Here is a 19,291-nt window from a genome sequence, read left to right as displayed (position 1 = left end):
CTCGCTCCTGCAGCAGGCAGTGGGCTTAGAACAGCCGGGCGAGGAGGGCGGTGACGGCGGTTTCGACCCGCAGGATGCGGGCGCCGAGTTGTACCGGTTGCAACCCGGCGTTGACCAGCAGGTCGATCTCGTAAGGGATCCAGCCACCTTCCGGGCCGATGGCCAGGGTGACGGCTTCGCTCAGGCCGCGTGGGCAGTCGGGGTAGTTGCCGGGGTGGCCGACCAGGCCCAAGGTGCCGTCGGCCATGGCCGGCAGGCGGTCTTCGACAAACGGTTTGAAGCGTTTTTCGATGATGATTTCAGGCAGCACGCTGTCGCGGGACTGTTCAAGGCCCAGGATCAATTGCTCGCGTATGGCCTCGGGCTCCAGAAACGGCGTTTGCCAGAAGCTCTTTTCAACCCGGTAACTGTTGACCAGCACGACGTTGGGCACGCCCATGGACGCTACTGTCTGGAGTACCCGACGCAACATTTTTGGGCGCGGCAGGGCCAGCAGCAGGGTCAGCGGGAGCTTTTGCGGCGGGGGCTGGTCGAGGCTCAGGATTACCAGCTCGGCCTCTTTGGCTTCAAGGCGCACCAGTTCGGCGCTGCCCATCAAACCGCCAATGCGCCCCACGCGCAGGGTGTCGCCCACCGCTGCCCGGTGCACGTCCTGCATGTGGGTCAGGCGCCGGTCGCGCAGGATCACGCGGTCGGCGGCAATGAAGTCAGCCTCTTCGAGGAGTAGCAGGTTCACGGCTGCGGTGCTGGCGGTTGGGCGTTGCTGTCGTTGTCAGCCGATTCTTCTTCGTCGCCGCGCTTGTTTTTGCTGATCAGGCTGCCAAACAGAATGCCGATCTCAAACAGCATCCACATCGGCACGGCCAGCAGCGTCTGCGAAAAGATGTCTGGCGGGGTCAGGATCATGCCGACCACGAAGCAGCCGATGATCACGTACGGGCGGATCTTGCGCAGGTATTTGACGTCGACTATGCCGATCCAGACCAGCAGCACCACGGCCACCGGAATTTCAAAGGCCACGCCAAAGGCAAAAAACAGGGTCATGACGAAATCAAGGTAACTGCTGATGTCGGTCATCATGGCCACGCCTTCCGGGGTCGCGGCAGCAAAGAACTTGAACACCAGCGGGAAGACCAGGAAGTAGGCAAACGCCATACCGGCATAGAACAAAAAGATGCTGGAGATCAGCAGCGGCACGGCAATGCGCTTTTCATGCTTGTACAGGCCCGGCGCAATAAAGCCCCAGATCTGGTGCAGGATCACCGGAATGGCAATAAACAGCGAGACCATCATGGTCAGCTTGAGCGGCGTGAGGAACGGCGAGGCCACGTCGGTGGCGATCATCGTGGCGCCCACCGGCAGGTATTCACGCAGCGGCGTGGAGACCAGGGTGTAGATCTGCTGCGTAAAGGCAAACAAGGCGATGAAGATCAGAAAGATCGCCGCAATACAGCGCAACAAACGGGTACGCAGCTCGGTCAGGTGCGAGACCAGCGGCATTGGCTGGTCGTGTTCGGGCTGCTCGTTCTTGGAGGAGTCGCTCATGCGCTTAGGGGGCTCGCGGTGGCAGGGTTGGGTCGTGTGGCGCTGGCGCGTGAGGCGCTGGCCCGGCCTCGGTCTCGCTCAGGCTGGTCGGTGCCGGGCTGGCAGGCTCCGGGTGAGCCAGCGGGGCCACAGGCGCGGCTGCGGGGGCTGGCACGGGCTCTGTCGGCACCACGGGCGGCACCGTCGGCTGGAGCGGGGCCAAGATCTTCTTGGCTTCCTCTTCCATCGACAAGATGTGTTCGTTGTGCAACTGGCGACGGATCTCGTCAGCGCCGATTTCACGTTCAACTTCCTGTTTGATCGCATTGAAACTGCGTTTCAAGCGTCCGATCCACAGGCCGGCGGTGCGTGCAGCACCCGGCAGGCGCTCGGGGCCCAGCACCACGAGGGCAACCAGGCCGACAAGCAGCAGTTCACTGAAGCTGATACCGAACATGGGTTTTGGCTCACACGTCTTTGCGGGTCGGCTCTTCGACTTTTTGCGCCTGCACGTCGATGGTGTGCGGCTCATTCAGGGTCGAAGTGGTGTGCGGTGTCGGTGCGGCAGTTGGCTGCGCAGGAGGAACCACGGGTTCTGCAGGCTTTTCGTCGTCGTTCATGGCTTTGCGAAAGCCTTTGATCGACTCGCCCACGTCGGTGCCCAGATTTTTCAGTTTTTTGGTGCCGAAGACCAGGACCACGACTACCAGAATGACGATCCAGTGTTTCCAGTCAAAAATGCCCATGCTGTGCTCCTTGAAAAAAGGGTTTAGGCGGAAGGCCGGGAGGCTTTTTCCACGTGTCCGGAAGTGCCGATGCGGCGCTCCAGTTCATCCAGTACCGCCTGAGGATGCTGGCCCAGCTGGGCGAGCATGATCATGCTGTGGAACCATAAATCAGCCGTTTCGTAGATGACATCGCTGCAGTCACCGCTGATGGCAGCATCTTTGGCGGCAATGATGGTTTCGACCGACTCTTCGCCGACTTTCTCCAGGATCTTGTTCAAACCCTTGTGGTACAGGCTGGCGACATAGGAGCTGTCTGGCGTGGCGCCTTTGCGTGCTTCGAGCACCTGGGCGACGCGGTTCAGGGTGTCAGTCATGGGAGTGGCCTGCGTGATAAATGGCGTTCGGGTCTTTAAGCACCGGATCAACGGTCTTCCATTCGGCGTTTTCATAAACGCGATAGAAGCAGCTTTGACGGCCGGTATGGCAAGCGATGTCGCCGATTTGCTCAACCATCAGGATGATCACATCAGCGTCGCAGTCCAGGCGCATTTCATGCAGCTTTTGCACGTGGCCTGATTCTTCACCTTTGCGCCACAGTTTGCCACGCGAGCGTGACCAGTAGATGGCACGGTTTTCTGCCGCGGTCAGGCTCAGGGCCTCGCGGTTCATCCAGGCCATCATCAGCACACGTCCGGTTTTATGGTCTTGGGCAATTGCCGGCACCAGGCCATCGTTGTCCCATTTGATCTCGTCCAGCCAGTCTTTCATGTTTGACTCCGCACTCGCGATGCCCACAGTTTGCCAGCCTCTCTCAAGAGTGACCAGAATTCCTACGATCGGCGCACGATCAGGTAAAGGCCCGCCACCAGCAGGATACCCGCCGGCCAGTATCCGATGCTGCCCAAGGGGCCGACAGTTGCCAGCAAGGCACCCGCAACCACATGCCCTGCGCCCAGCAGGCGCAAGAACCAGCCGTCACGGGGCTCACGCACCGCCAGCGGCTGGTTTTTGGCGTGAGGTTGCGACATGCGCTCCAGCAGGTCGCGGGTCATGCCCGCCAGATGCGGGATCTGCTCGACCTGGCTGTGCAGGTTGCGCAGCAGGGTTTTGGGGCTGACGCGCTCGCGCATCCAGCGTTCAAGGAACGGCTGCGCGGTGCTCCACAGGTCGAGGTCGGGGTACAGCTGGCGGCCCAGGCCTTCGATGTTGAGCAGGGTTTTTTGTAACAAAACCAACTGCGGCTGGACTTCCATGTTGAAGCGCCGAGCAGTCTGGAACAGGCGCATCAGCACCTGACCAAAGGAAATCTCTTTGAGCGGCTTCTCGAAAATCGGCTCGCACACGGTGCGGATCGCTGCCTCAAACTCGTTGAGCTTGGTGTTCGCCGGCACCCAGCCCGAGTCGATGTGCAGTTGGGCCACACGCCGGTAATCCCGCTTGAAGAAGGCAAACAGGTTGCGCGCCAGGTAGTCCTGGTCTTCGGGGGTCAGGCTGCCGACGATACCGCAGTCGATGGCGATGTATTGCGGGCTCCACGGGCTGACCGTGCTGACGAAAATGTTGCCGGGGTGCATGTCGGCATGGAAAAAACTGTCACGAAACACTTGGGTGAAGAAGATCTCGACCCCGCGTTCGGCCAGCAGCTTCATGTCGGTGCGCTGGTCGGCCAACGCCGCCAGATCGGTGACTTGCAGCCCGTAGATGCGCTCCATGACCAGCACTTTGGGGCGGCACCAGTCCCAGTAAATCTGCGGCACGTAAAGCAGCGGCGAACCTTCGAAGTTGCGCTTGAGTTGGCTGGCGTTGGCCGCCTCGCGCAGCAGGTCGAGTTCGTCGTAGATGGTTTTTTCGTAATCGCTGACCACGTCTACCGGGTGCAGCAGGCGCGCGTCGGCGCTCAAGCGCTCGGCGGTCTTGGCCAGAATAAACAGCCAGGCCAGGTCAGAACCGATAATCGGCTTGAGGCCCGGGCGGACGACTTTGACCACCACCTCTTCGCCGGTCTTGAGCTTGGCGGCGTGCACCTGGGCCACCGAGGCCGAGGCCAGCGGCTCAATGTCAAAACGGCTAAAGACTTCGCTGATTTTGGCGCCGAGCTGTTCTTCGATCAGCTTGACCGCCAGTTCCGGGTCGAACGGCGGAACGCGGTCTTGCAACAGCATCAACTCATCGGCGATGTCCGGTGGGAGCAAGTCGCGACGGGTCGACAGAATTTGCCCGAACTTGATGAAGATCGGTCCCAAGTCCTGCAAAGCCAAGCGCAGGGCTGCGCCTCGGCTCAGCTCCAGCTTTTTACGCGGGAACCAGCGCCACGGCAGGGCATAGCGCAGCGACAACAGCCACCACGGCAAGGGCAGGGCAAACAGCAGGTCATCCAGGCGGTAGCGAATGACGACGCGCTGGATGCGAAACAAACGGCGTATGGCAAGCAGCTTCATGCGTGATCGCTGGGCTTGAGGGATCGGCTGAGGCGCTCAAAGCGTGCCTCCAGGCGGTCCAGGTCGAGTTTAAGTCGGTCGATTTGCTCAAAGCGCGCTTGCGCTTCACGTTCGCCGACCAAGGTGCGGGCTTCTTCGCTCAGGTATTCGGCCAGGTTCTGATTGAGGCTGGCGAAACCTTGCTGGTACCAGTTGGCGCGGCTGCGCAGGTGGCCGCCGATCAACGCCGTAGGCACAGGGCCGAGCCAGCGTGAGAGTTCGTACTCCCAGTCCAGCTCAAGGTCTTGCAGCACGGCGGCCAGCGCCATCAGCGCGGCGCTGTCGCCTTCGAGGTCGACCTGCGGGCTGTGCAACACCGCGCTTTTGTCTTTGCTCAAGGCCAGGCGCAGCAGGGTCGACGTCGGGGCACGCAAGGTGCAGTCGGCGTCGGCGGCCCACTCAGCGGCCAGCAGCAGGCCTTCATCGCTGGGCAGGATAAACAGCTGAACCGTCGGGCTGCTGCCGCGCACCGCAATGACCTTACCGGTCAACGGGCGCAAGCGTGCCAAGGCCGTGCTGTCCAGGCGCAATACCCGGTTAACGCCGGTTTCGACGCTGGCGAGAAGGCCGCGCAGCAACATCAGGGCTTGATGCCGCGGTGCAGTGCGACGATACCTGAGGTCATGTTGTGATAGGTCACGCGGTCAAAACCGGCCTCGACCATCATCGACTTCAGCGTCTCCTGGTTCGGGTGCATGCGGATCGATTCAGCCAGGTAGCGGTAGCTGTCGGCATCGTTGAGCACCAGCTTGCCGACCATGGGCATAAAGGCGAACGAGTAAGCGTCGTAGACCTTGGACATCAGCGCATTGGTCGGCTTGGAGAACTCCAGCACCAACAGGCGGCCGCCCGGCTTGAGCACACGCAGCATGGAGCGCAGCGCGTCTTCTTTGTGGGTCACGTTACGCAGGCCAAAGGCAATGGTCACGCAGTCGAAGTGGTTGTCCGGGAACGGCAGCTTTTCGGCGTCAGCCTGAACGAACTCGATATTGCCGGCAACGCCTTTGTCCAGCAGGCGATCACGGCCTACCTTGAGCATCGAGGCGTTGATGTCGGCCAGTACCACGTGGCCGGTCGGGCCCACCAGTTGCGAGAACTTGCGCGCCAGATCGCCCGTACCGCCGGCGATGTCCAGCACCTTGTTGCCTGGGCGTACACCCGACAGCTCGATGGTGAAACGCTTCCACAGGCGGTGCATGCCGCCCGACAGAACGTCGTTCATCAGGTCATATTTACCGGCTACGGAGTGGAAAACCTCGGCGACTTTGTCGGCCTTTTGGCTTTCCGGCACGTTCTTGAAGCCGAAGTGAGTGGTGGGTTCGGCATCGCTGCCTTTGCGCTGATCAGTCATATCGCTGTCACCAGAAGAGAATGCTGGCCATTCTAATCCCGGTAGCCGGCTTTGTCTTGGCGAGGGTCAATGTAAGTATAGTGATCGACTTTTTTACGAGGAAAGCAGCAATGGCAAACATCAGTGTTGAGCGCATCCACACCCTGGGTCTTGAGCAGGCGCGGGTCAAGGCCCGGGAAGTGGTGGGCAAGCTGGAATCTCAGTACGGGCTAAGCCCTGAGTGGTCCGGCGACAAGGTGACCCTGAAACGTTCCGGGGTCGAGGCTCAACTGGAAGTGGATGAGCGCCGGGTCAAAGTGGACGTGAAACTGGGCATGTTGATGTCGGCGATGAGCGGCATGATCCAGTCAGAAATTGAACGCTCGCTGGACAAAGCCTTGGCATAAACCTGTTTTAAACCTGCCTTGAAACTAGGCGGATAAAGGTCTAAACCTGTTACAGGTGAACATGTTGTTCACCTTGATGACGCGGCGCTTTGATTCGAAGACGTCGCGACTGAACATTGAGGGGAACACAATGGCTGCAAAGAAACCGGCTGCACCTGCAAAAGAAAGTCACTCATGGACCGGCAAGATAGAAGAGTACTCGCGCAAGATCTGGTTGGCAGGCCTTGGGGTGTACTCAAAGATTGATGCCGATGGCAGCAAGCTGTTTGACAGCCTGGTCAAAGACGGCGAAAAAGCTGAAAAGCTGGCCAAGAGTGCAGGCAACAAGTTTGTCGATGAAGCCAAAGCAACCACCTCATCTGCGCGTTCACGGGTTGAAGACGTGAAAGACTTGGCGCTGGAGAAGTGGAGCGAATTCGAAGAGGCTTTCGATAAACGCCTGACCAGCGCGATCTCCCGTTTGGGCGTACCGAGCCGCGAAGAAGTCAAAACCTTGCATGCGCAAGTTGATGTGCTGACTAAGCACATCGAAAAACTCACCGCAGCCGCAGCAAAAGTCGCCGCTACCAAAGCCGCCGCACCCGCAAGCAAGCCCGCGCCAGCCAAAGCGACAGCCGCCAAGCCCGCCGTTAAGCCTGCTGCTGCCAAACCTGCTGCTGCCAAGCCCGCGGCCGCTAAACCAGCCGCCAAGCCTGCAACGGCTAAACCGGCAGCCAGCGCTGCGGCCAAGCCAGTGGCAAAACCAGCCGCAAAACCTGTCACCAAAGCCCCCGCCAAGCCAGCCGCAAAACCGACAGCCAAGGCAGCGGCCAAACCCGCCGCTAAAAAACCGGCAGCGGCCAAAAAACCAGCCGAAGTGAAGGCCCCGGAGCCAACCACCGCATCCTGAGTTGCCTACATCCAACCTGTAGGAGCTGCCGAAGGCTGCGATCTGTTGATCTTTAAAATCAAAAGATCGCAGCCTTCGTACCTCGGCAGCTCCTACGATACCGGAGCTACAACATCAGCTTTACAACCGATTCCGAAGGGTCGCGGGACTTACCGGCTGCTTTGAGTTCGGCCAGGTAGTCCTGCCACAACTCATCCTGGCGTTTCCCCAGTTGGTACAGGTATTCCCAGGTAAACAGCCCGCTGTCATGGCCGTCATCGAAGGTCAGCTTCAGGGCGTATTGGCCTGCGGGTTCGATCTTGAGCAAACCGACATTGATTTTGCCGAATTGCAGAATGGGCTTGCCGTGGCCCTGCACCTCTGCGGACGGCGAATGCACGCGCAGCAGTTCTGCCGGCAGGTGGTACTCCTCGCCAGACGGGTATTTGAGGGTCAGGGTTTTTGAGGCTTTGTGCAGGTTGATGGCGCTGGGGATCATGGTCATAACCTTTTGGTCTTCACACAAACACGAAGCCGCTGTCGCAGGCTGCGACAGCGGCTACAGGTGCCCGGCTTACAAGATGTAGCGCGAGAGGTCTTCGTTCTTGGCCAGTTCGCCCAAGTGGCTGTTCACGTACTCGGCGTCAATACGAATCGGCTCTTCGTTCTGCGCGCTGGCGATGTCACCGGCACTGAACGATACCTCTTCGAGCAGGCGTTCCAGCAGCGTGTGCAGACGACGAGCACCGATGTTTTCGGTTTTCTCGTTAACCTGCCAGGCAATTTCCGCCAGACGCTTGATGCCTTCAGGCTGGAACTCAATGTTCAGGCCTTCAGTTTTCAGCAGTTCGCGGTATTGCTCGGTCAGCGAAGCGTGCGGCTCGCTGAGGATGCGTTCGAAGTCTTCCGGGGTCAGCGCCTTGAGTTCGACACGGATCGGCAGACGGCCTTGCAGTTCAGGCACCAGATCGCTTGGCTTGCTCAGGTGGAACGCACCGGAGGCGATAAACAGGATGTGGTCAGTTTTAACCATGCCCAGCTTGGTGTTGACGGTGCAACCTTCGATCAGCGGCAGCAGGTCACGCTGCACGCCTTCGCGGGACACATCGGCGCCGCCGACGTTGCCGCGCTTGGCCACTTTGTCGATTTCGTCGATGAACACGATGCCGTGCTGTTCAACGGCTTCCAGGGCTTTGGCCTTGAGTTCTTCGTCGTTGACCAGGCGGCTGGCTTCTTCGTCACGCACCATTTTCAGGGCTTCTTTGACTTTCAGCTTGCGGCTCTTGCGCTTGCCTTTGCCCATGTTGGCAAACAGGCTTTGCAACTGGTTGGTCATTTCTTCCATGCCAGGCGGCGCGGAAATATCGACACCGGCCACGTCGGCCACTTCGATTTCAATTTCTTTGTCGTCCAGCTGGCCTTCACGCAGGCGCTTGCGGAACAGCTGACGGGTGTTGGAGTCCTGCGGTGTTGCCGCCTCTTCGCCAAACGTGCGGGCAGGTGGCAGCAGTGCGTCGAGGATGCGCTCTTCAGCGGCATCTTCAGCGCGGTGACGGACTTTAACGATTTCTTGCTCACGCAGCAGCTTGATCGCCGCGTCAGCCAGATCACGGATGATCGACTCAACGTCGCGGCCCACATAGCCCACTTCGGTGAATTTGGTGGCTTCAACCTTGATGAACGGTGCGTTGGCCAGCTTGGCCAGACGGCGCGCGATTTCGGTTTTGCCGACACCGGTCGGGCCGATCATCAGGATGTTTTTCGGGGTGACTTCAACGCGCAGCTCTTCAGGGAGCTGCATGCGGCGCCAGCGGTTACGCAAGGCGATTGCAACGGCGCGTTTGGCGTCGTCCTGGCCGATGATATGGCGGTTGAGTTCGTGGACGATTTCGCGGGGAGTCATGGACATAATAATTGGCGTTCCTCTAGCTGAAGTCAGGTGCATACACGGGCCAGCGAACTGGCCCGGCAGGGGGCTTACTCAGCGAGGTCCTGCTCCTCAATAGTGATGTTGTGGTTGGTGAACACGCAGATGTCGCCAGCAATGCCGAGTGCGGTCTCGGCGATTTCGCGGGCCGGCAGGTCGGTTTTCATCAGCAGGGCGCGGGCTGCCGCCTGGGCAAAAGCACCGCCAGAACCCATGGCGATCAAGCCGTCTTCGGGCTCAACCACGTCGCCGTTACCGGTGATGATCAAGGACGCGTCTTTGTTGGCGACGGCCAACATGGCTTCCAGGCGGCTCAGCGAGCGGTCGGTACGCCATTCTTTGGCCAACTCGACAGCGGCGCGAACCAGATGGCCCTGATGTTTCTCAAGCTGGCCTTCAAAGCGTTCGAACAGGGTGAATGCATCGGCAGTTGCACCGGCGAAACCGGCGATTACCTGGCCGTGGTACAGGCGACGGACTTTTTTCGCGTTGCCTTTCATCACGGTGTTGCCAAGAGAAACCTGGCCGTCGCCAGCCATAACGACTTTGCCGTGGCGGCGAACTGAAACGATGGTGGTCAAGGGAGAGTCTCCACGCAGCGGGGCGAAAATGCCTGATGGAGATACATATGGGGGTTGTAGCGCGTATTTCAACAGCGGGAGGGGAATGCGGATGAATGGAGTGAAGGAAGCGTCTGTAGGCGCTGGCGCAGGCTGCGATCTTTTCGAATGTTAAAAGATCGCAGCCTGCGGCCTGGATTAGCGGCGCTGCTGCAACAACAGGTTGTTGAAGCCGCCACCGGCCAATTGCTTCTGGGCCACGGTCAGTTGTTCGCGGTTGCTGAACGGGCCGACCAGTACCCGGTACCAGGTTTCGTCTTTCACCGTGCCCGACTCTACCGAAGCGGTTTGGCCGAGCAGGATGATTTGGGCGCGCACTTTGTCCGCGTCAGCCTGTTTGCGGAACGAGCCCGCCTGCAGGAAGAACTTGGTTGTCGACGGCGCTTCCTTGACCACCGGTGGTGCCGGCGGTGGCGTCAGGCCGTTCAGGGCCGCTTGTGCCCGCACGGTGTCGATTTTTGCCGCTTCAGCCGGTGTCACCGGCGCCAGAGGGGCCGTTGGCTGCGCAGGTGGGGTCTTCTCCGGCACGGCTTCTGGCGGCACGATCACTTCTGACTCGGGCAGCAAGGTATAAAAGTCGTACTTGGGCTTGACCGGCTGAGTCGGGCTCGGCGGCGTCTTGTTGGCTTCAGCCGCTTGCGAGGTCTTTTGCGCCTCTTGCTTGACCCGTTTGACGTCGTCGCCCTTACCCGGCTCGAGCTTCATCAAAAACACGATAAAAGCGCCGACGGTGAGGCCGATGGCCAGCCACAACCAGCCCGGAATCGGCTTTTTGGCTGGCGCCTGATACCGGCTGGCGCCTCGCTTGGGTGCAGGTTTTTTCTTGGCGGCCAACTTACATGCGCTCCAGAGTTTCCAGGCCCAGCAATTCCAGGCCTTGCTTGAGGGTCAGGCCGGCCAGGGCTGCCAGGCGCAGACGGCTTTGTTTTTGGGCCTCGTCTTCGGCGTTCAGGATCGGGCAGTTCTCGTAGAAGCTGGAGAACAGACCGGCCACTTCGTACAAGTAGGTGCACAGTGTGTGTGGCGTGCCTTTTTCAGCAACGTTGTTTAGCACTTCACCGAATTGCGCCAGTTTTGCGGCCAATTCCTGCTCTTGTGGCGCCGCCAGGACGATGTGCCCCGGTACTTCGTCGAAACGCTTGCCCAGTTTGCGGAACACGCCCGCAACACGGGTGTAGGCATACAGCAGGTAAGGTGCGGTATTGCCTTCAAAGTTCAACATCAGATCAAAGTTGAAGCTGTAATCGCTGGCGCGGTGCTTGGACAAGTCCGCGTATTTCACCGCGTCGATGCCGACCACCTTGGCGATGGCGCGCAGTTCTTCTTCGGCCAGCTCAGGGTTCTTCTCTTTCACCAGGGTGTAGGCACGTTCCTGAGCCTCGGTGAGCAAGTCGATCAGTTTTACCGTGCCACCGTCGCGGGTCTTGAAAGGGCGGCCATCAGCGCCGTTCATGGTGCCGAAGCCCATGTGTTCCATTTCCATCGGGTGGGTCACAAAACCGGCTTTGCGTGCCACGGCAAACACTTGCTGGAAGTGCAGGGCCTGACGCTGGTCGACGAAGTACAGGGCGCGGTCGGCCTTCAGTACACCGCTGCGGTAGCGGATGGCTGCCAGGTCGGTGGTGGCGTACAGGTAGCCGCCGTCTGCCTTGACGATAATCACCGGCAACGGCTCGCCTTCGGCGTTTTTGAACTCGTCGAGGAACACGCACTGCGCGCCGTTACTCTCTACCAGCATGCCTTTGGCTTTGAGATCGTTGACCACGTTGATCAGGTCGTCGTTATAGGCGCTTTCGCCCATCACGTCGTCCATGGTCAATTTAACGTTCAGCAGTTCGTAAATTTTCTGGCAGTGCGACAGCGAGATGTCTTTGAACTTGCTCCACAGCGCCAGGCAGTCCGGGTCACCGGCTTGCAGCTTGACCACCAGGCTACGGGCGCGGTCGGCAAACTCAGGGGACTCATCGAAGCGCTTTTTGGCGGCGCGGTAGAAGTTTTCGAGGTCAGACAGCTCGTCGCTGGTGATCGGGTTTTCTTCCAGGTAGGCCATCAGCATGCCGAACTGGGTGCCCCAGTCGCCCACGTGGTTCTGACGGATCACTTCGTCGCCCAGAAACTCCAGCACCCGTGCCACGCCGTCACCGATGATGGTGGAGCGCAGGTGGCCTACGTGCATTTCCTTGGCCAGGTTAGGCGCGGACATGTCGACAGCGGTGCGCTGGTGCGGGCCGGCTTTGCGTACGCCGAGCTTTGGGTCGGCCAGTGCCGCGTCCAGGCGCGAGGCCAGGGCTTGAGTGTTCTGGAAAAAGTTGAGGAAACCTGGGCCGGCGATTTCGACCTTGCTGATTTGCTCATCGGCCGGCAGCGCGGCAATGATTTTTTCAGCCAGATCGCGTGGCTTAAGGCCTGCAGGTTTGGCCAGCATCATGGCGATGTTGCTGGCGAAGTCGCCGTGGGTTTTGTCACGGGCGTTTTCCACCTGAATCGCTGGCGTCAGGCCTTCAGGCAACACACCTTCTGTGACGAGTTGAGCAAGGGCTTGTTGAATCAGCTGGCGAATGGTGTCTTTCATGGTCTTCTCTTTCGACCGCAAGCGCGGTAGCGCTTCAGTGCGCAGGTGGAAAAACTGGGTATTATCCGTTGCCGGGTCGGCCTTGCCAACCTTAGCTGTCGGGCTTTGTTAAATCCGTAGTCGCTGCCGCAGGCTGCGATGGGGCCAAATCAAAAGCGAAGGCCCTGCGGCCCTTATCGCAGCCTTCGGCAGCGGCTACAGGGACTTGCGTCAATACAAATCAACCGGGTCGACATCCAGCGACCAGCGGACTTGTCTGCCGCTGGGCATTTGTTCAAGGATCAGCAGCCAGTGGCTCAGCAGCCGATGCAGCGGCGCGCGGGCGTTGGCTTGTAAGAGTAGTTGAGCGCGGTAGCGTCCGGCCCTGCGTTCCATTGGCGCAGGCACGGGGCCCAGCAGTTCGATACCGCTCAGGTTCAGCTCGCCCAGCAAACGCTCGGCTTCGCTGCAGGCTTCATCCAGGAACCCTTCGGCTTGCCCCGGCTTGTGCGCTTCGGCGCGCAACAGCGCCAGGTGCGCAAAGGGCGGCAAGCCCGCAGCCCGGCGTTCGCTCAAGGCCTGTTCGGCGAAGGCAAAGTAACCTTGCTCGGTCAGTTGAATCAGCAGCGGGTGGTCGGCCAGGTGGGTCTGGATAATCACCCGGCCCGGTTCTTCAGCCCGGCCCGCACGGCCTGCGACCTGCACGATCAATTGCGCCATGCGTTCGCTGGCGCGGAAGTCGCCCGAGAACAACCCGCCGTCGGCATCCAGAATCGACACCAGCGTCACCCGTGGAAAGTGGTGCCCCTTGGCGAGCATTTGCGTGCCCACCAGAATGCACGGCTGGCCTTTCTGGATGGTGGCAAACAGCTGGTTCATCGCGTCTTTGCGTGACGTGCTGTCGCGGTCGACCCGCAGCACCGGGTAATCCGGGAACAAAATCGCCAGCCGTTCTTCGGCCCGCTCGGTGCCAGCCCCCACGGGGCGTAAATCCACCTTGGCGCATTGCGGGCAATTGCGCGGCACGCGCTCGACGTAACCGCAGTGATGGCAGCGCAATTCGCCTGAGCGCTGATGAACGGTCATGCGCGCATCGCAGCGCTTGCACTCGGACATCCAGCCGCAGTCATGGCACAGCAGGGTCGGCGCAAAGCCGCGACGGTTGAGAAACACCAGCACTTGCTGGCCCGCAGCCAGTGTCTGGCCGATGGCTTGTTGCATCGGCCCGGAAATACCGCTGTCCAGTGGGCGACTTTTTACATCCAGGCGCAGGAATCGCGGCTGCTTGGCCCCGCCTGCGCGCTCATTCAAACGCAGCAAACCATAGCGGCCGGTGTAGGCGTTATGCAGGCTTTCGAGCGAGGGCGTGGCAGAGCCGAGCACGATGGGGATGTTTTCTTGACGTGCCCGCACCAGCGCCAGGTCGCGGGCGTGGTAGCGCAGGCCTTCCTGCTGTTTATAAGAACCGTCGTGTTCTTCGTCGATGATGATCAACCCGGGGTTTTTCATCGGCGTGAACAGCGCTGAGCGCGTGCCAATAATAATGTCGGCCTCGCCGTCGCGGGCCGCGAGCCAGCTTTCGAGGCGCTCGCGATCATTGACCGCCGAATGCACCAGCGCGATACGGGCGTTAAAGCGTTGTTCGAAGCGGGCCAGGGTTTGCGGCCCCAGGTTGATCTCCGGGATCAGCACCAAGGCCTGTTTGCCGGCTTCGAGGGTTTCGCGGATCAACTGCAAATACACTTCGGTTTTACCGCTGCCGGTCACGCCCGCCAATAAAAAGGCGTGGAAGCTGTCGAATCCGGCGCGAATCGCCTCACACGCTGCGCGCTGCTCATCATTGAGCGGCAGCTCGGGCTGGGCCAGCCAGTGTTCATGGCGTGCGCTGGGTGCGTGGCGGCGAATTTCGACCGTCACCAGCTCTTTGGCCAGCAACAGGTCGAGGCTGTCTTTATTCAGCTTTAACTTGCTCAGGAGCTGATGGGCCACGCCGTGCGGGTGCTGGGCGAGAGTGGCCAGGGCTTCGCGCTGGCGCGGGGCGCGGGCAATACGCGGGTCATCCAGCTTGGCGCCGGGGGCGATCTGCCAGAAGCGCTCCTGGCGTGTCTCGGCCAATTCGCCCTGACGCAACAGTACGGGTAACGCCCAGCTCAGCGTGTCGCCCAAGCTGTGCTGGTAATACTGCGACGTCCACAGGCACAGCTTGAACAGCGAGGCGGGCAGCGGTGGCGTGCTGTCGAGCAGGGCGATGGCCGGCTTGAGCTTGTCTGCCGGGACTTCGCTGTGATCGACCACTTCGACCAGAATGCCGATCATTTCCCGTCGCCCGAACGGCACCCGCAAGCGCATGCCAGGCTGTAATTGACTGCGCAGCACGCCCGCAGGCGCCCGGTAGTCAAACAGGCGGCGCAAAGGGGAAGGCAGGGCAAGGCGCAAAATGGCGTCGGGCACGCGGGGCTCTCAAGTGGTCGGCGTTCAATATGGCCGGGAGCCTAGCAGACAACGCGCCCGGAAGCAGGTTCGGGGTGGCTGAAAACCCGTAGATGAAGATGAAGAAGCAGCCGACCCCCGGTGCTTGCGTCTGTTTAAAGGTCTGGTATCATTCCCGCCCTAAATTTACGTGCGGTATTCAACAATGGTGTTGAGTGGCGGCACGCTAGCCTGAGGAATACCCCATGAAAGCCGATATCCATCCAGCGTACGAAGTGATCGAAGTAACTTGCAGCTGCGGCAACAAGTTCGAAACTCGTTCTAACCTGTGCAAGCCACTGGGTACTGACGTATGCAACGAGTGCCACCCGTTCTACACCGGTAAGCAAAAAACTCTGGACGTTGGCGGTCGTGTTGATCGCTTCAAGACTCGTTTTGGTGCTTTCGGCGCTAAAACAGTCGCCGAGTAAGGCACATGACCTTGGCCAGGCTTTTGGGTCTGACCGGGTTAATGAAAAAGGCGTCCCTTGTGGGCGCCTTTTTTGTGCCCGCGATTTGGTATTCCACCGTTCAGGCGCAGGTACTGTGCCCGGCGCCGCGCGCGGTCACCTACGCGCAGGTGGAGCGCGTGGTCGATGGCGACTCGCTGCGGCTTAAAGATGGCCGCAGCGTGCGCCTGATTGGCCTCAATGCCCCGGAAACCGGTAAAAAGGGCCGCCCTGACGAGCCGTTTGCCGATGCCGCACGCAAACGCCTGCAAGCGCTGGTCACGCAGAGTGACGGGCGTGTCGGCTTGCTACCGGGGCTGCAACCGCAAGATCGCTACGGCCGTACTCTGGCCCATGTTTTCGGCGCCAATGGCAGCAATTTCGAAGCACAGTTGCTGGCCGATGGCCTGGGGTTTCAGGTTGCCCTGGCGCCTAACGTTGAACTGCTCGATTGCCAGCAGGCCGCCGAGCAGCGTGCGCGTGCGGCCACGCTCGGGTTGTGGCGACAATCACGGGTGCTGACCCCGCAGCAGATCAACCGTTCGGGTTTCGCGCTGGTGAGTGCCAACGTCACCCGGGTGCAGCGAAACCGTGGCGGTGTGTGGATTGATCTGCAGGGCGGGGCGGTGGTGCGCATTGCCCCTGAGTACTTGAGCAACTTCGATCAGGCAGCGCTCAACCGCTTGCAGGGCAAGCAAATCGAAGTGCGCGGCTGGGTGCTGGATCGTGCCCGGCGCGGTGGTTTGAAATCAGGGCAGGCGCGCTGGATGCTATCACTGACCCATCCGGGCATGATAAAAACCATTTCGAATGTAAAGTTGTAGACAATTTTATATTTAAATTGTGGACATTAAGCCCTTCTAGGACGCGGTTCTTGGCCCAAAGTCGTAGGGTAAAGCCCTTGACACTGCTGACTGGTCAGTCTTGTCGGGACTTTACGACACGCGTATGCTCGGCGGTCCGTCGTCCAACAGAAAAAAAGCGGAATGCCTATATGTCTGATTTGAAAACCGCCGCTCTCGAATATCATGCCCAGCCCCGCCCGGGGAAACTGAGCGTCGAGCTCACCAAACCTACTGCGACTGCCCGCGATCTAGCGCTGGCATACAGCCCGGGTGTAGCCGAGCCAGTACGCGAAATCGCCCGCGATCCTGAGCTGGCCTACAAGTACACCGGCAAGGGCAACCTGGTCGCCGTAATTTCTGATGGCACCGCAATTCTGGGCTTGGGCAACCTCGGCCCGTTGGCGTCCAAGCCGGTTATGGAAGGCAAAGGCGTGCTGTTCAAGCGCTTTGCCGGTGTGGATGTGTTCGACATCGAAGTCGACGCCGAAAGCCCGCAGGCTTTCATCGATACCGTTAAGCGTATTTCCATCACCTTCGGCGGCATCAACCTCGAAGACATCAAGGCACCTGAGTGCTTTGAGATTGAGCGTGCTCTGATCGAGCAGTGCGACATTCCGGTTTTCCACGATGACCAGCACGGCACCGCGATCGTGACCGCGGCCGGCATGATCAACGCCCTGGAAATTGCTGGCAAAACCCTGCCAGAAGCCAAGATCGTGTGCCTGGGCGCAGGCGCAGCGGCCATCTCCTGCATGAAGTTGCTGGTGAGCATGGGCGCCAAGATCGAAAACATCTACATGATCGACCGTACCGGCGTGATCCACTCCGGCCGTGACGACCTGAACCAGTACAAAGCGGTGTTCGCTCACGCGACCGAAAAACGCACCTTGGACGACGCCCTGCAAGGCGCTGACGTGTTCGTAGGCCTGTCCGGCCCGAACCTGCTGAGCGCTGAAGGCCTCAAAGCCATGGCGGCCAACCCGATCGTGTTCGCGTGCTCCAACCCGGATCCAGAGATCTCTCCGGAACTGGCTCACGCCACCCGTAGCGACGTGATCATGGCCACTGGCCGTTCGGACTACCCGAACCAGGTCAACAACGTACTGGGCTTCCCGTTCATCTTCCGTGGTGCCCTGGACGTTCGCGCCAAGCGCATCAACGAAGAAATGAAAATCGCAGCGGCCAACGCACTGCGTGAACTGGCCAAACTGCCAGTGCCACAAGAAGTGTGCGACGCCTACGGCGGCATCAAACTGGAATTCGGTCGTGAGTACATCATCCCGAAACCAATGGATAAGCGCCTGATCACCCTGATCTCCGATGCCGTGGCTAAAGCCGCTATCGAGACCGGTGTGGCCACCCTGCCGTACCCGAAACACTACCCGCTGAAAAGCGTGGATGACGTCTTCAACGGCTAAGCCCGCGTAGCGTCAAACAAAAAGCCCCGGCTCGAAAGAGTCGGGGCTTTTTGCGTTAAGGGGGGCTGAAAGCGACTGTTTCTCTCTCAAGCATTTCTTATGTTTTTCAAGAATATTCCTACATCCATCACCAGCACTATCCGTTAGCGTCAGATCTCCATTATTTGACGCCTCCCCATGACGCCCGCTGATATGCAGACACCTGTGCCCGTTTCCCAGAGTACCCGCCTTCAATTGGTCGATGAACAGGACCAACCTCACCACGATGGCCTGGACGCCACAGGGCGCGGCGCAATCGACGGAGTATTGCGTGTCCAACGCCTCATGCTGTCCGGCGCAGGCCAGCAATGTGCCCTGAACCGCTACCAAATGGCCTTGGTGGCCGCGCACGGCGGTAGCATCCTGGAGCCTGCTGCGTCTGAGCGTCATGTTTATCGCCCGCTGTACCAGAACGTGGCTTATTCACAGCGTTTTCAACGGGTACCGGAGTCGTGCGATCAGCTGTTTATGGCCCACACCCCTGAACTGTTGCTGATCGCCGTGCGCGAGCCGCGCCCGGCGACGGCCTTTTTGGGGGACGGCGACCTTGAGCCGGTGCCCTTTGACGAGGGGGCAGGCCGCGTGCATCGGGGCTTTTACCACGCCGCCAAGCGCCTTTATGAGCGCGTAAGTGCTTGTCTGAATAACGGCTTCGGCGGGCATAAAGTGCTGATGTGCGGGCACGGTGTGAGTGGCGCCATTGCGCTGATCCTGTGCCAGATGCTGCGCCATCGTGACGTGCAGCTTTATACCTACGGCGCGCCCCGTGCGGGCGACGCTGCCTTTGTTCGGGCGGCGCAATCGTTGGCGCATTACCGCATGGTCCACCATCACGACCCGTTGCCCAGCCTGCCGGGCAGCTGGATGAACACCCGGCTGTCGACGTATCGCGGGCACGCCACGCTGGGCCTTAACCATGGGCTGCCTGAGCTGGGTGTGTTTGTGGCGGGTCTCAGCGCGTTGACCAGCGAGCTGTATCAGCATCACGGAGCCTTGTGCCACTTCATGCCGCTGGCGTCCGGGCAGGAGAGTGCGCACCTGATGTGGGCACCCACAAGCGATATCGTGACCCAGCATGCGCTGAGTCTTTTGGTGTTTGAGCGGCTGCGTGACAGGCCCGAGTGCGACGGGAGGGTTGGGATCGGCCTTGGGGAGTCGTTGGGCGTAGACAGCTATGTGGCGAGCAGTTGGGTTGCATTGCAGCGCTCACAGGTCGCCCTGGAGGCTCGTGAACCCGAAGTGACAGAAGATGAAGTGAGGGCGGTTGATCTGGCGTTTGAGCACATCGCCCAGCAACTGCGTCGTCGTTATCAGGCCGTGGTGAGCGAGGTGTATGCGCACTCGCATGAGCAAGAACGCATGATCAACCTGTTGATGCGCGAGCTGAGCCGGCTCCACATCACCCGCCAGCGCTTGTACAGCTTGAGGTTCAAGGTGCCAAGCGTGGCTGAAGTGTATGGCGACTGTGCGCAGCGGCCTGTGTGACGAGAGTAGGGGCTGACGCCTGTGTCTGTTGATACACAGTTCTCCCGGTAAAGCTCTTGAATAACCTTGTATTAAACGACTCATTTCCCTTCGATGTTAGAGAAGCATCCTACATCTGCTTTTAGCCCTGTCCGCTAATGTCCCCCCCTTTGCC

Annotated in this window: 21 protein-coding genes; 6 read left to right on the top strand and 15 right to left on the bottom strand. The window is 60.0% G+C overall.

Going from position 1 to position 19,291, the window contains the following annotated elements:
- Window positions 1–25 precede the first annotated feature (25 nt).
- From QMX84_RS10930 to ubiE, 9 genes are all read right to left on the bottom strand, one after another.
- On the bottom strand, window positions 26–736 hold the full coding sequence (locus tag QMX84_RS10930) for a 16S rRNA (uracil(1498)-N(3))-methyltransferase (RefSeq protein ID WP_262123373.1): 711 nt from the start codon (window positions 734–736) through the stop codon (window positions 26–28).
- Window positions 733–1,545 carry a twin-arginine translocase subunit TatC gene (tatC, locus tag QMX84_RS10925; RefSeq protein WP_262123375.1) on the bottom strand — a complete coding sequence of 271 codons (813 nt, stop codon included), beginning with the start codon at window positions 1,543–1,545 and terminating at the stop codon, window positions 733–735. The genes QMX84_RS10930 and tatC overlap by 4 nt, the downstream gene beginning before the upstream one ends.
- A gap of 4 nt (window positions 1,546–1,549) precedes the next feature.
- Complete coding sequence (tatB, locus tag QMX84_RS10920) at window positions 1,550–1,981, bottom strand: Sec-independent protein translocase protein TatB (RefSeq protein WP_262123377.1); 432 nt, start codon at window positions 1,979–1,981, stop codon at window positions 1,550–1,552.
- Between the two features lie 10 nt (window positions 1,982–1,991).
- Complete coding sequence (locus QMX84_RS10915) at window positions 1,992–2,270, bottom strand: twin-arginine translocase TatA/TatE family subunit (RefSeq protein WP_048366734.1); 279 nt, start codon at window positions 2,268–2,270, stop codon at window positions 1,992–1,994.
- Window positions 2,271–2,293: 23 nt separating this feature from the next.
- Entirely contained in the window at window positions 2,294–2,626 is a 333-nt protein-coding gene (locus tag QMX84_RS10910) for a phosphoribosyl-ATP diphosphatase (RefSeq protein WP_048366733.1), read from the bottom strand.
- Window positions 2,619–3,020: a phosphoribosyl-AMP cyclohydrolase gene (gene hisI / locus QMX84_RS10905; protein WP_019412272.1), complete on the bottom strand. Its 402-nt coding sequence runs from the start codon at window positions 3,018–3,020 to the stop codon at window positions 2,619–2,621. Before hisI ends, QMX84_RS10910 begins: the two co-directional genes overlap by 8 nt.
- Before the next feature lie 62 nt (window positions 3,021–3,082).
- Window positions 3,083–4,690 carry a ubiquinone biosynthesis regulatory protein kinase UbiB gene (ubiB, locus tag QMX84_RS10900; protein ID WP_282363802.1) on the bottom strand — a complete coding sequence of 536 codons (1,608 nt, stop codon included), beginning with the start codon at window positions 4,688–4,690 and terminating at the stop codon, window positions 3,083–3,085.
- Window positions 4,687–5,310: an SCP2 sterol-binding domain-containing protein gene (locus QMX84_RS10895; RefSeq protein ID WP_123751061.1), complete on the bottom strand. Its 624-nt coding sequence runs from the start codon at window positions 5,308–5,310 to the stop codon at window positions 4,687–4,689. The genes ubiB and QMX84_RS10895 overlap by 4 nt, the downstream gene beginning before the upstream one ends.
- Window positions 5,310–6,080: a bifunctional demethylmenaquinone methyltransferase/2-methoxy-6-polyprenyl-1,4-benzoquinol methylase UbiE gene (gene ubiE / locus QMX84_RS10890; protein ID WP_048366729.1), complete on the bottom strand. Its 771-nt coding sequence runs from the start codon at window positions 6,078–6,080 to the stop codon at window positions 5,310–5,312. Before ubiE ends, QMX84_RS10895 begins: the two co-directional genes overlap by 1 nt.
- A gap of 110 nt (window positions 6,081–6,190) precedes the next feature.
- On the opposite strand from ubiE, the gene QMX84_RS10885 reads away from it, so the two are divergent.
- Both QMX84_RS10885 and QMX84_RS10880 read left to right on the top strand, forming a co-directional pair.
- Window positions 6,191–6,466 (top strand): polyhydroxyalkanoic acid system family protein, encoded by a 276-nt coding sequence (locus QMX84_RS10885; protein WP_048366728.1) that lies wholly within the window; start codon window positions 6,191–6,193, stop codon window positions 6,464–6,466.
- A gap of 130 nt (window positions 6,467–6,596) precedes the next feature.
- Window positions 6,597–7,355: a phasin family protein gene (locus tag QMX84_RS10880; protein ID WP_282363801.1), complete on the top strand. Its 759-nt coding sequence runs from the start codon at window positions 6,597–6,599 to the stop codon at window positions 7,353–7,355.
- A gap of 106 nt (window positions 7,356–7,461) precedes the next feature.
- On the opposite strand, the gene QMX84_RS10875 is transcribed toward QMX84_RS10880, so the two are convergent.
- The 6 genes from QMX84_RS10875 to QMX84_RS10850 all read right to left on the bottom strand — a co-directional run bounded on the left by QMX84_RS10875 (window position 7,462) and on the right by QMX84_RS10850 (window position 14,883).
- The gene (locus QMX84_RS10875; RefSeq protein ID WP_262123389.1) at window positions 7,462–7,839 is read right to left on the bottom strand and encodes a DUF971 domain-containing protein; all 378 of its coding nucleotides are present in this window, start codon (window positions 7,837–7,839) and stop codon (window positions 7,462–7,464) included.
- Between the two features lie 69 nt (window positions 7,840–7,908).
- Entirely contained in the window at window positions 7,909–9,243 is a 1,335-nt protein-coding gene (gene hslU / locus QMX84_RS10870; protein ID WP_048366725.1) for an ATP-dependent protease ATPase subunit HslU, read from the bottom strand.
- A gap of 68 nt (window positions 9,244–9,311) precedes the next feature.
- Window positions 9,312–9,842 (bottom strand): ATP-dependent protease subunit HslV, encoded by a 531-nt coding sequence (hslV, locus tag QMX84_RS10865; protein ID WP_048366724.1) that lies wholly within the window; start codon window positions 9,840–9,842, stop codon window positions 9,312–9,314.
- Window positions 9,843–10,019: 177 nt separating this feature from the next.
- On the bottom strand, window positions 10,020–10,715 hold the full coding sequence (locus QMX84_RS10860) for an SPOR domain-containing protein (RefSeq protein ID WP_123751065.1): 696 nt from the start codon (window positions 10,713–10,715) through the stop codon (window positions 10,020–10,022).
- Window position 10,716: 1 nt separating this feature from the next.
- Window positions 10,717–12,453 carry an arginine--tRNA ligase gene (argS, locus tag QMX84_RS10855; RefSeq protein WP_123751066.1) on the bottom strand — a complete coding sequence of 579 codons (1,737 nt, stop codon included), beginning with the start codon at window positions 12,451–12,453 and terminating at the stop codon, window positions 10,717–10,719.
- A 210-nt stretch (window positions 12,454–12,663) separates the two neighbouring features.
- Window positions 12,664–14,883 carry a primosomal protein N' gene (locus tag QMX84_RS10850; RefSeq protein ID WP_262125979.1) on the bottom strand — a complete coding sequence of 740 codons (2,220 nt, stop codon included), beginning with the start codon at window positions 14,881–14,883 and terminating at the stop codon, window positions 12,664–12,666.
- A gap of 224 nt (window positions 14,884–15,107) precedes the next feature.
- Here QMX84_RS10850 and rpmE point away from each other — a divergent pair, with 224 nt between their 5' ends.
- From rpmE to QMX84_RS10830, 4 genes are all read left to right on the top strand, one after another.
- Entirely contained in the window at window positions 15,108–15,332 is a 225-nt protein-coding gene (gene rpmE / locus QMX84_RS10845) for a 50S ribosomal protein L31 (RefSeq protein ID WP_282363800.1), read from the top strand.
- Between the two features lie 5 nt (window positions 15,333–15,337).
- Window positions 15,338–16,174 (top strand): thermonuclease family protein, encoded by an 837-nt coding sequence (locus QMX84_RS10840; RefSeq protein ID WP_282363799.1) that lies wholly within the window; start codon window positions 15,338–15,340, stop codon window positions 16,172–16,174.
- A 170-nt stretch (window positions 16,175–16,344) separates the two neighbouring features.
- Window positions 16,345–17,613 (top strand): malic enzyme-like NAD(P)-binding protein, encoded by a 1,269-nt coding sequence (locus QMX84_RS10835; protein WP_262125981.1) that lies wholly within the window; start codon window positions 16,345–16,347, stop codon window positions 17,611–17,613.
- 204 nt (window positions 17,614–17,817) lie between these two features.
- Window positions 17,818–19,137 carry a lipase family protein gene (locus QMX84_RS10830; protein WP_262125982.1) on the top strand — a complete coding sequence of 440 codons (1,320 nt, stop codon included), beginning with the start codon at window positions 17,818–17,820 and terminating at the stop codon, window positions 19,135–19,137.
- Window positions 19,138–19,291 lie beyond the last annotated feature (154 nt).

This window comes from Pseudomonas sp. PS01297 (genome assembly GCF_029959305.1).
In the GTDB taxonomy this organism is placed as follows: Bacteria; Pseudomonadota; Gammaproteobacteria; order Pseudomonadales; family Pseudomonadaceae; genus Aquipseudomonas; species Aquipseudomonas helleri.
Note: the sequence above shows the minus strand (reverse complement) of the source record. Positions and strands in the feature narration are given on the sequence as shown.

Bases quoted from the DNA above. Each gene is read 5' to 3' on its own strand.
- tatC (WP_262123375.1), bottom strand. From the start codon at position 1,545: ATGAGCGACTCCTCCAAGAACGAGCAGCCCGAACACGACCAGCCAATG.
- tatB (WP_262123377.1), bottom strand. From the start codon at position 1,981: ATGTTCGGTATCAGCTTCAGTGAACTGCTGCTTGTCGGCCTGGTTGCC.
- QMX84_RS10915 (WP_048366734.1), bottom strand. From the start codon at position 2,270: ATGGGCATTTTTGACTGGAAACACTGGATCGTCATTCTGGTAGTCGTG.
- QMX84_RS10910 (WP_048366733.1), bottom strand. From the start codon at position 2,626: ATGACTGACACCCTGAACCGCGTCGCCCAGGTGCTCGAAGCACGCAAA.
- hisI (WP_019412272.1), bottom strand. From the start codon at position 3,020: ATGAAAGACTGGCTGGACGAGATCAAATGGGACAACGATGGCCTGGTG.
- ubiB (WP_282363802.1), bottom strand. From the start codon at position 4,690: ATGAAGCTGCTTGCCATACGCCGTTTGTTTCGCATCCAGCGCGTCGTC.
- QMX84_RS10895 (WP_123751061.1), bottom strand. From the start codon at position 5,310: ATGTTGCTGCGCGGCCTTCTCGCCAGCGTCGAAACCGGCGTTAACCGG.
- ubiE (WP_048366729.1), bottom strand. From the start codon at position 6,080: ATGACTGATCAGCGCAAAGGCAGCGATGCCGAACCCACCACTCACTTC.
- QMX84_RS10885 (WP_048366728.1), top strand. From the start codon at position 6,191: ATGGCAAACATCAGTGTTGAGCGCATCCACACCCTGGGTCTTGAGCAG.
- QMX84_RS10880 (WP_282363801.1), top strand. From the start codon at position 6,597: ATGGCTGCAAAGAAACCGGCTGCACCTGCAAAAGAAAGTCACTCATGG.
- QMX84_RS10875 (WP_262123389.1), bottom strand. From the start codon at position 7,839: ATGACCATGATCCCCAGCGCCATCAACCTGCACAAAGCCTCAAAAACC.
- hslU (WP_048366725.1), bottom strand. From the start codon at position 9,243: ATGTCCATGACTCCCCGCGAAATCGTCCACGAACTCAACCGCCATATC.
- argS (WP_123751066.1), bottom strand. From the start codon at position 12,453: ATGAAAGACACCATTCGCCAGCTGATTCAACAAGCCCTTGCTCAACTC.
- rpmE (WP_282363800.1), top strand. From the start codon at position 15,108: ATGAAAGCCGATATCCATCCAGCGTACGAAGTGATCGAAGTAACTTGC.
- QMX84_RS10840 (WP_282363799.1), top strand. From the start codon at position 15,338: ATGACCTTGGCCAGGCTTTTGGGTCTGACCGGGTTAATGAAAAAGGCG.
- QMX84_RS10835 (WP_262125981.1), top strand. From the start codon at position 16,345: ATGTCTGATTTGAAAACCGCCGCTCTCGAATATCATGCCCAGCCCCGC.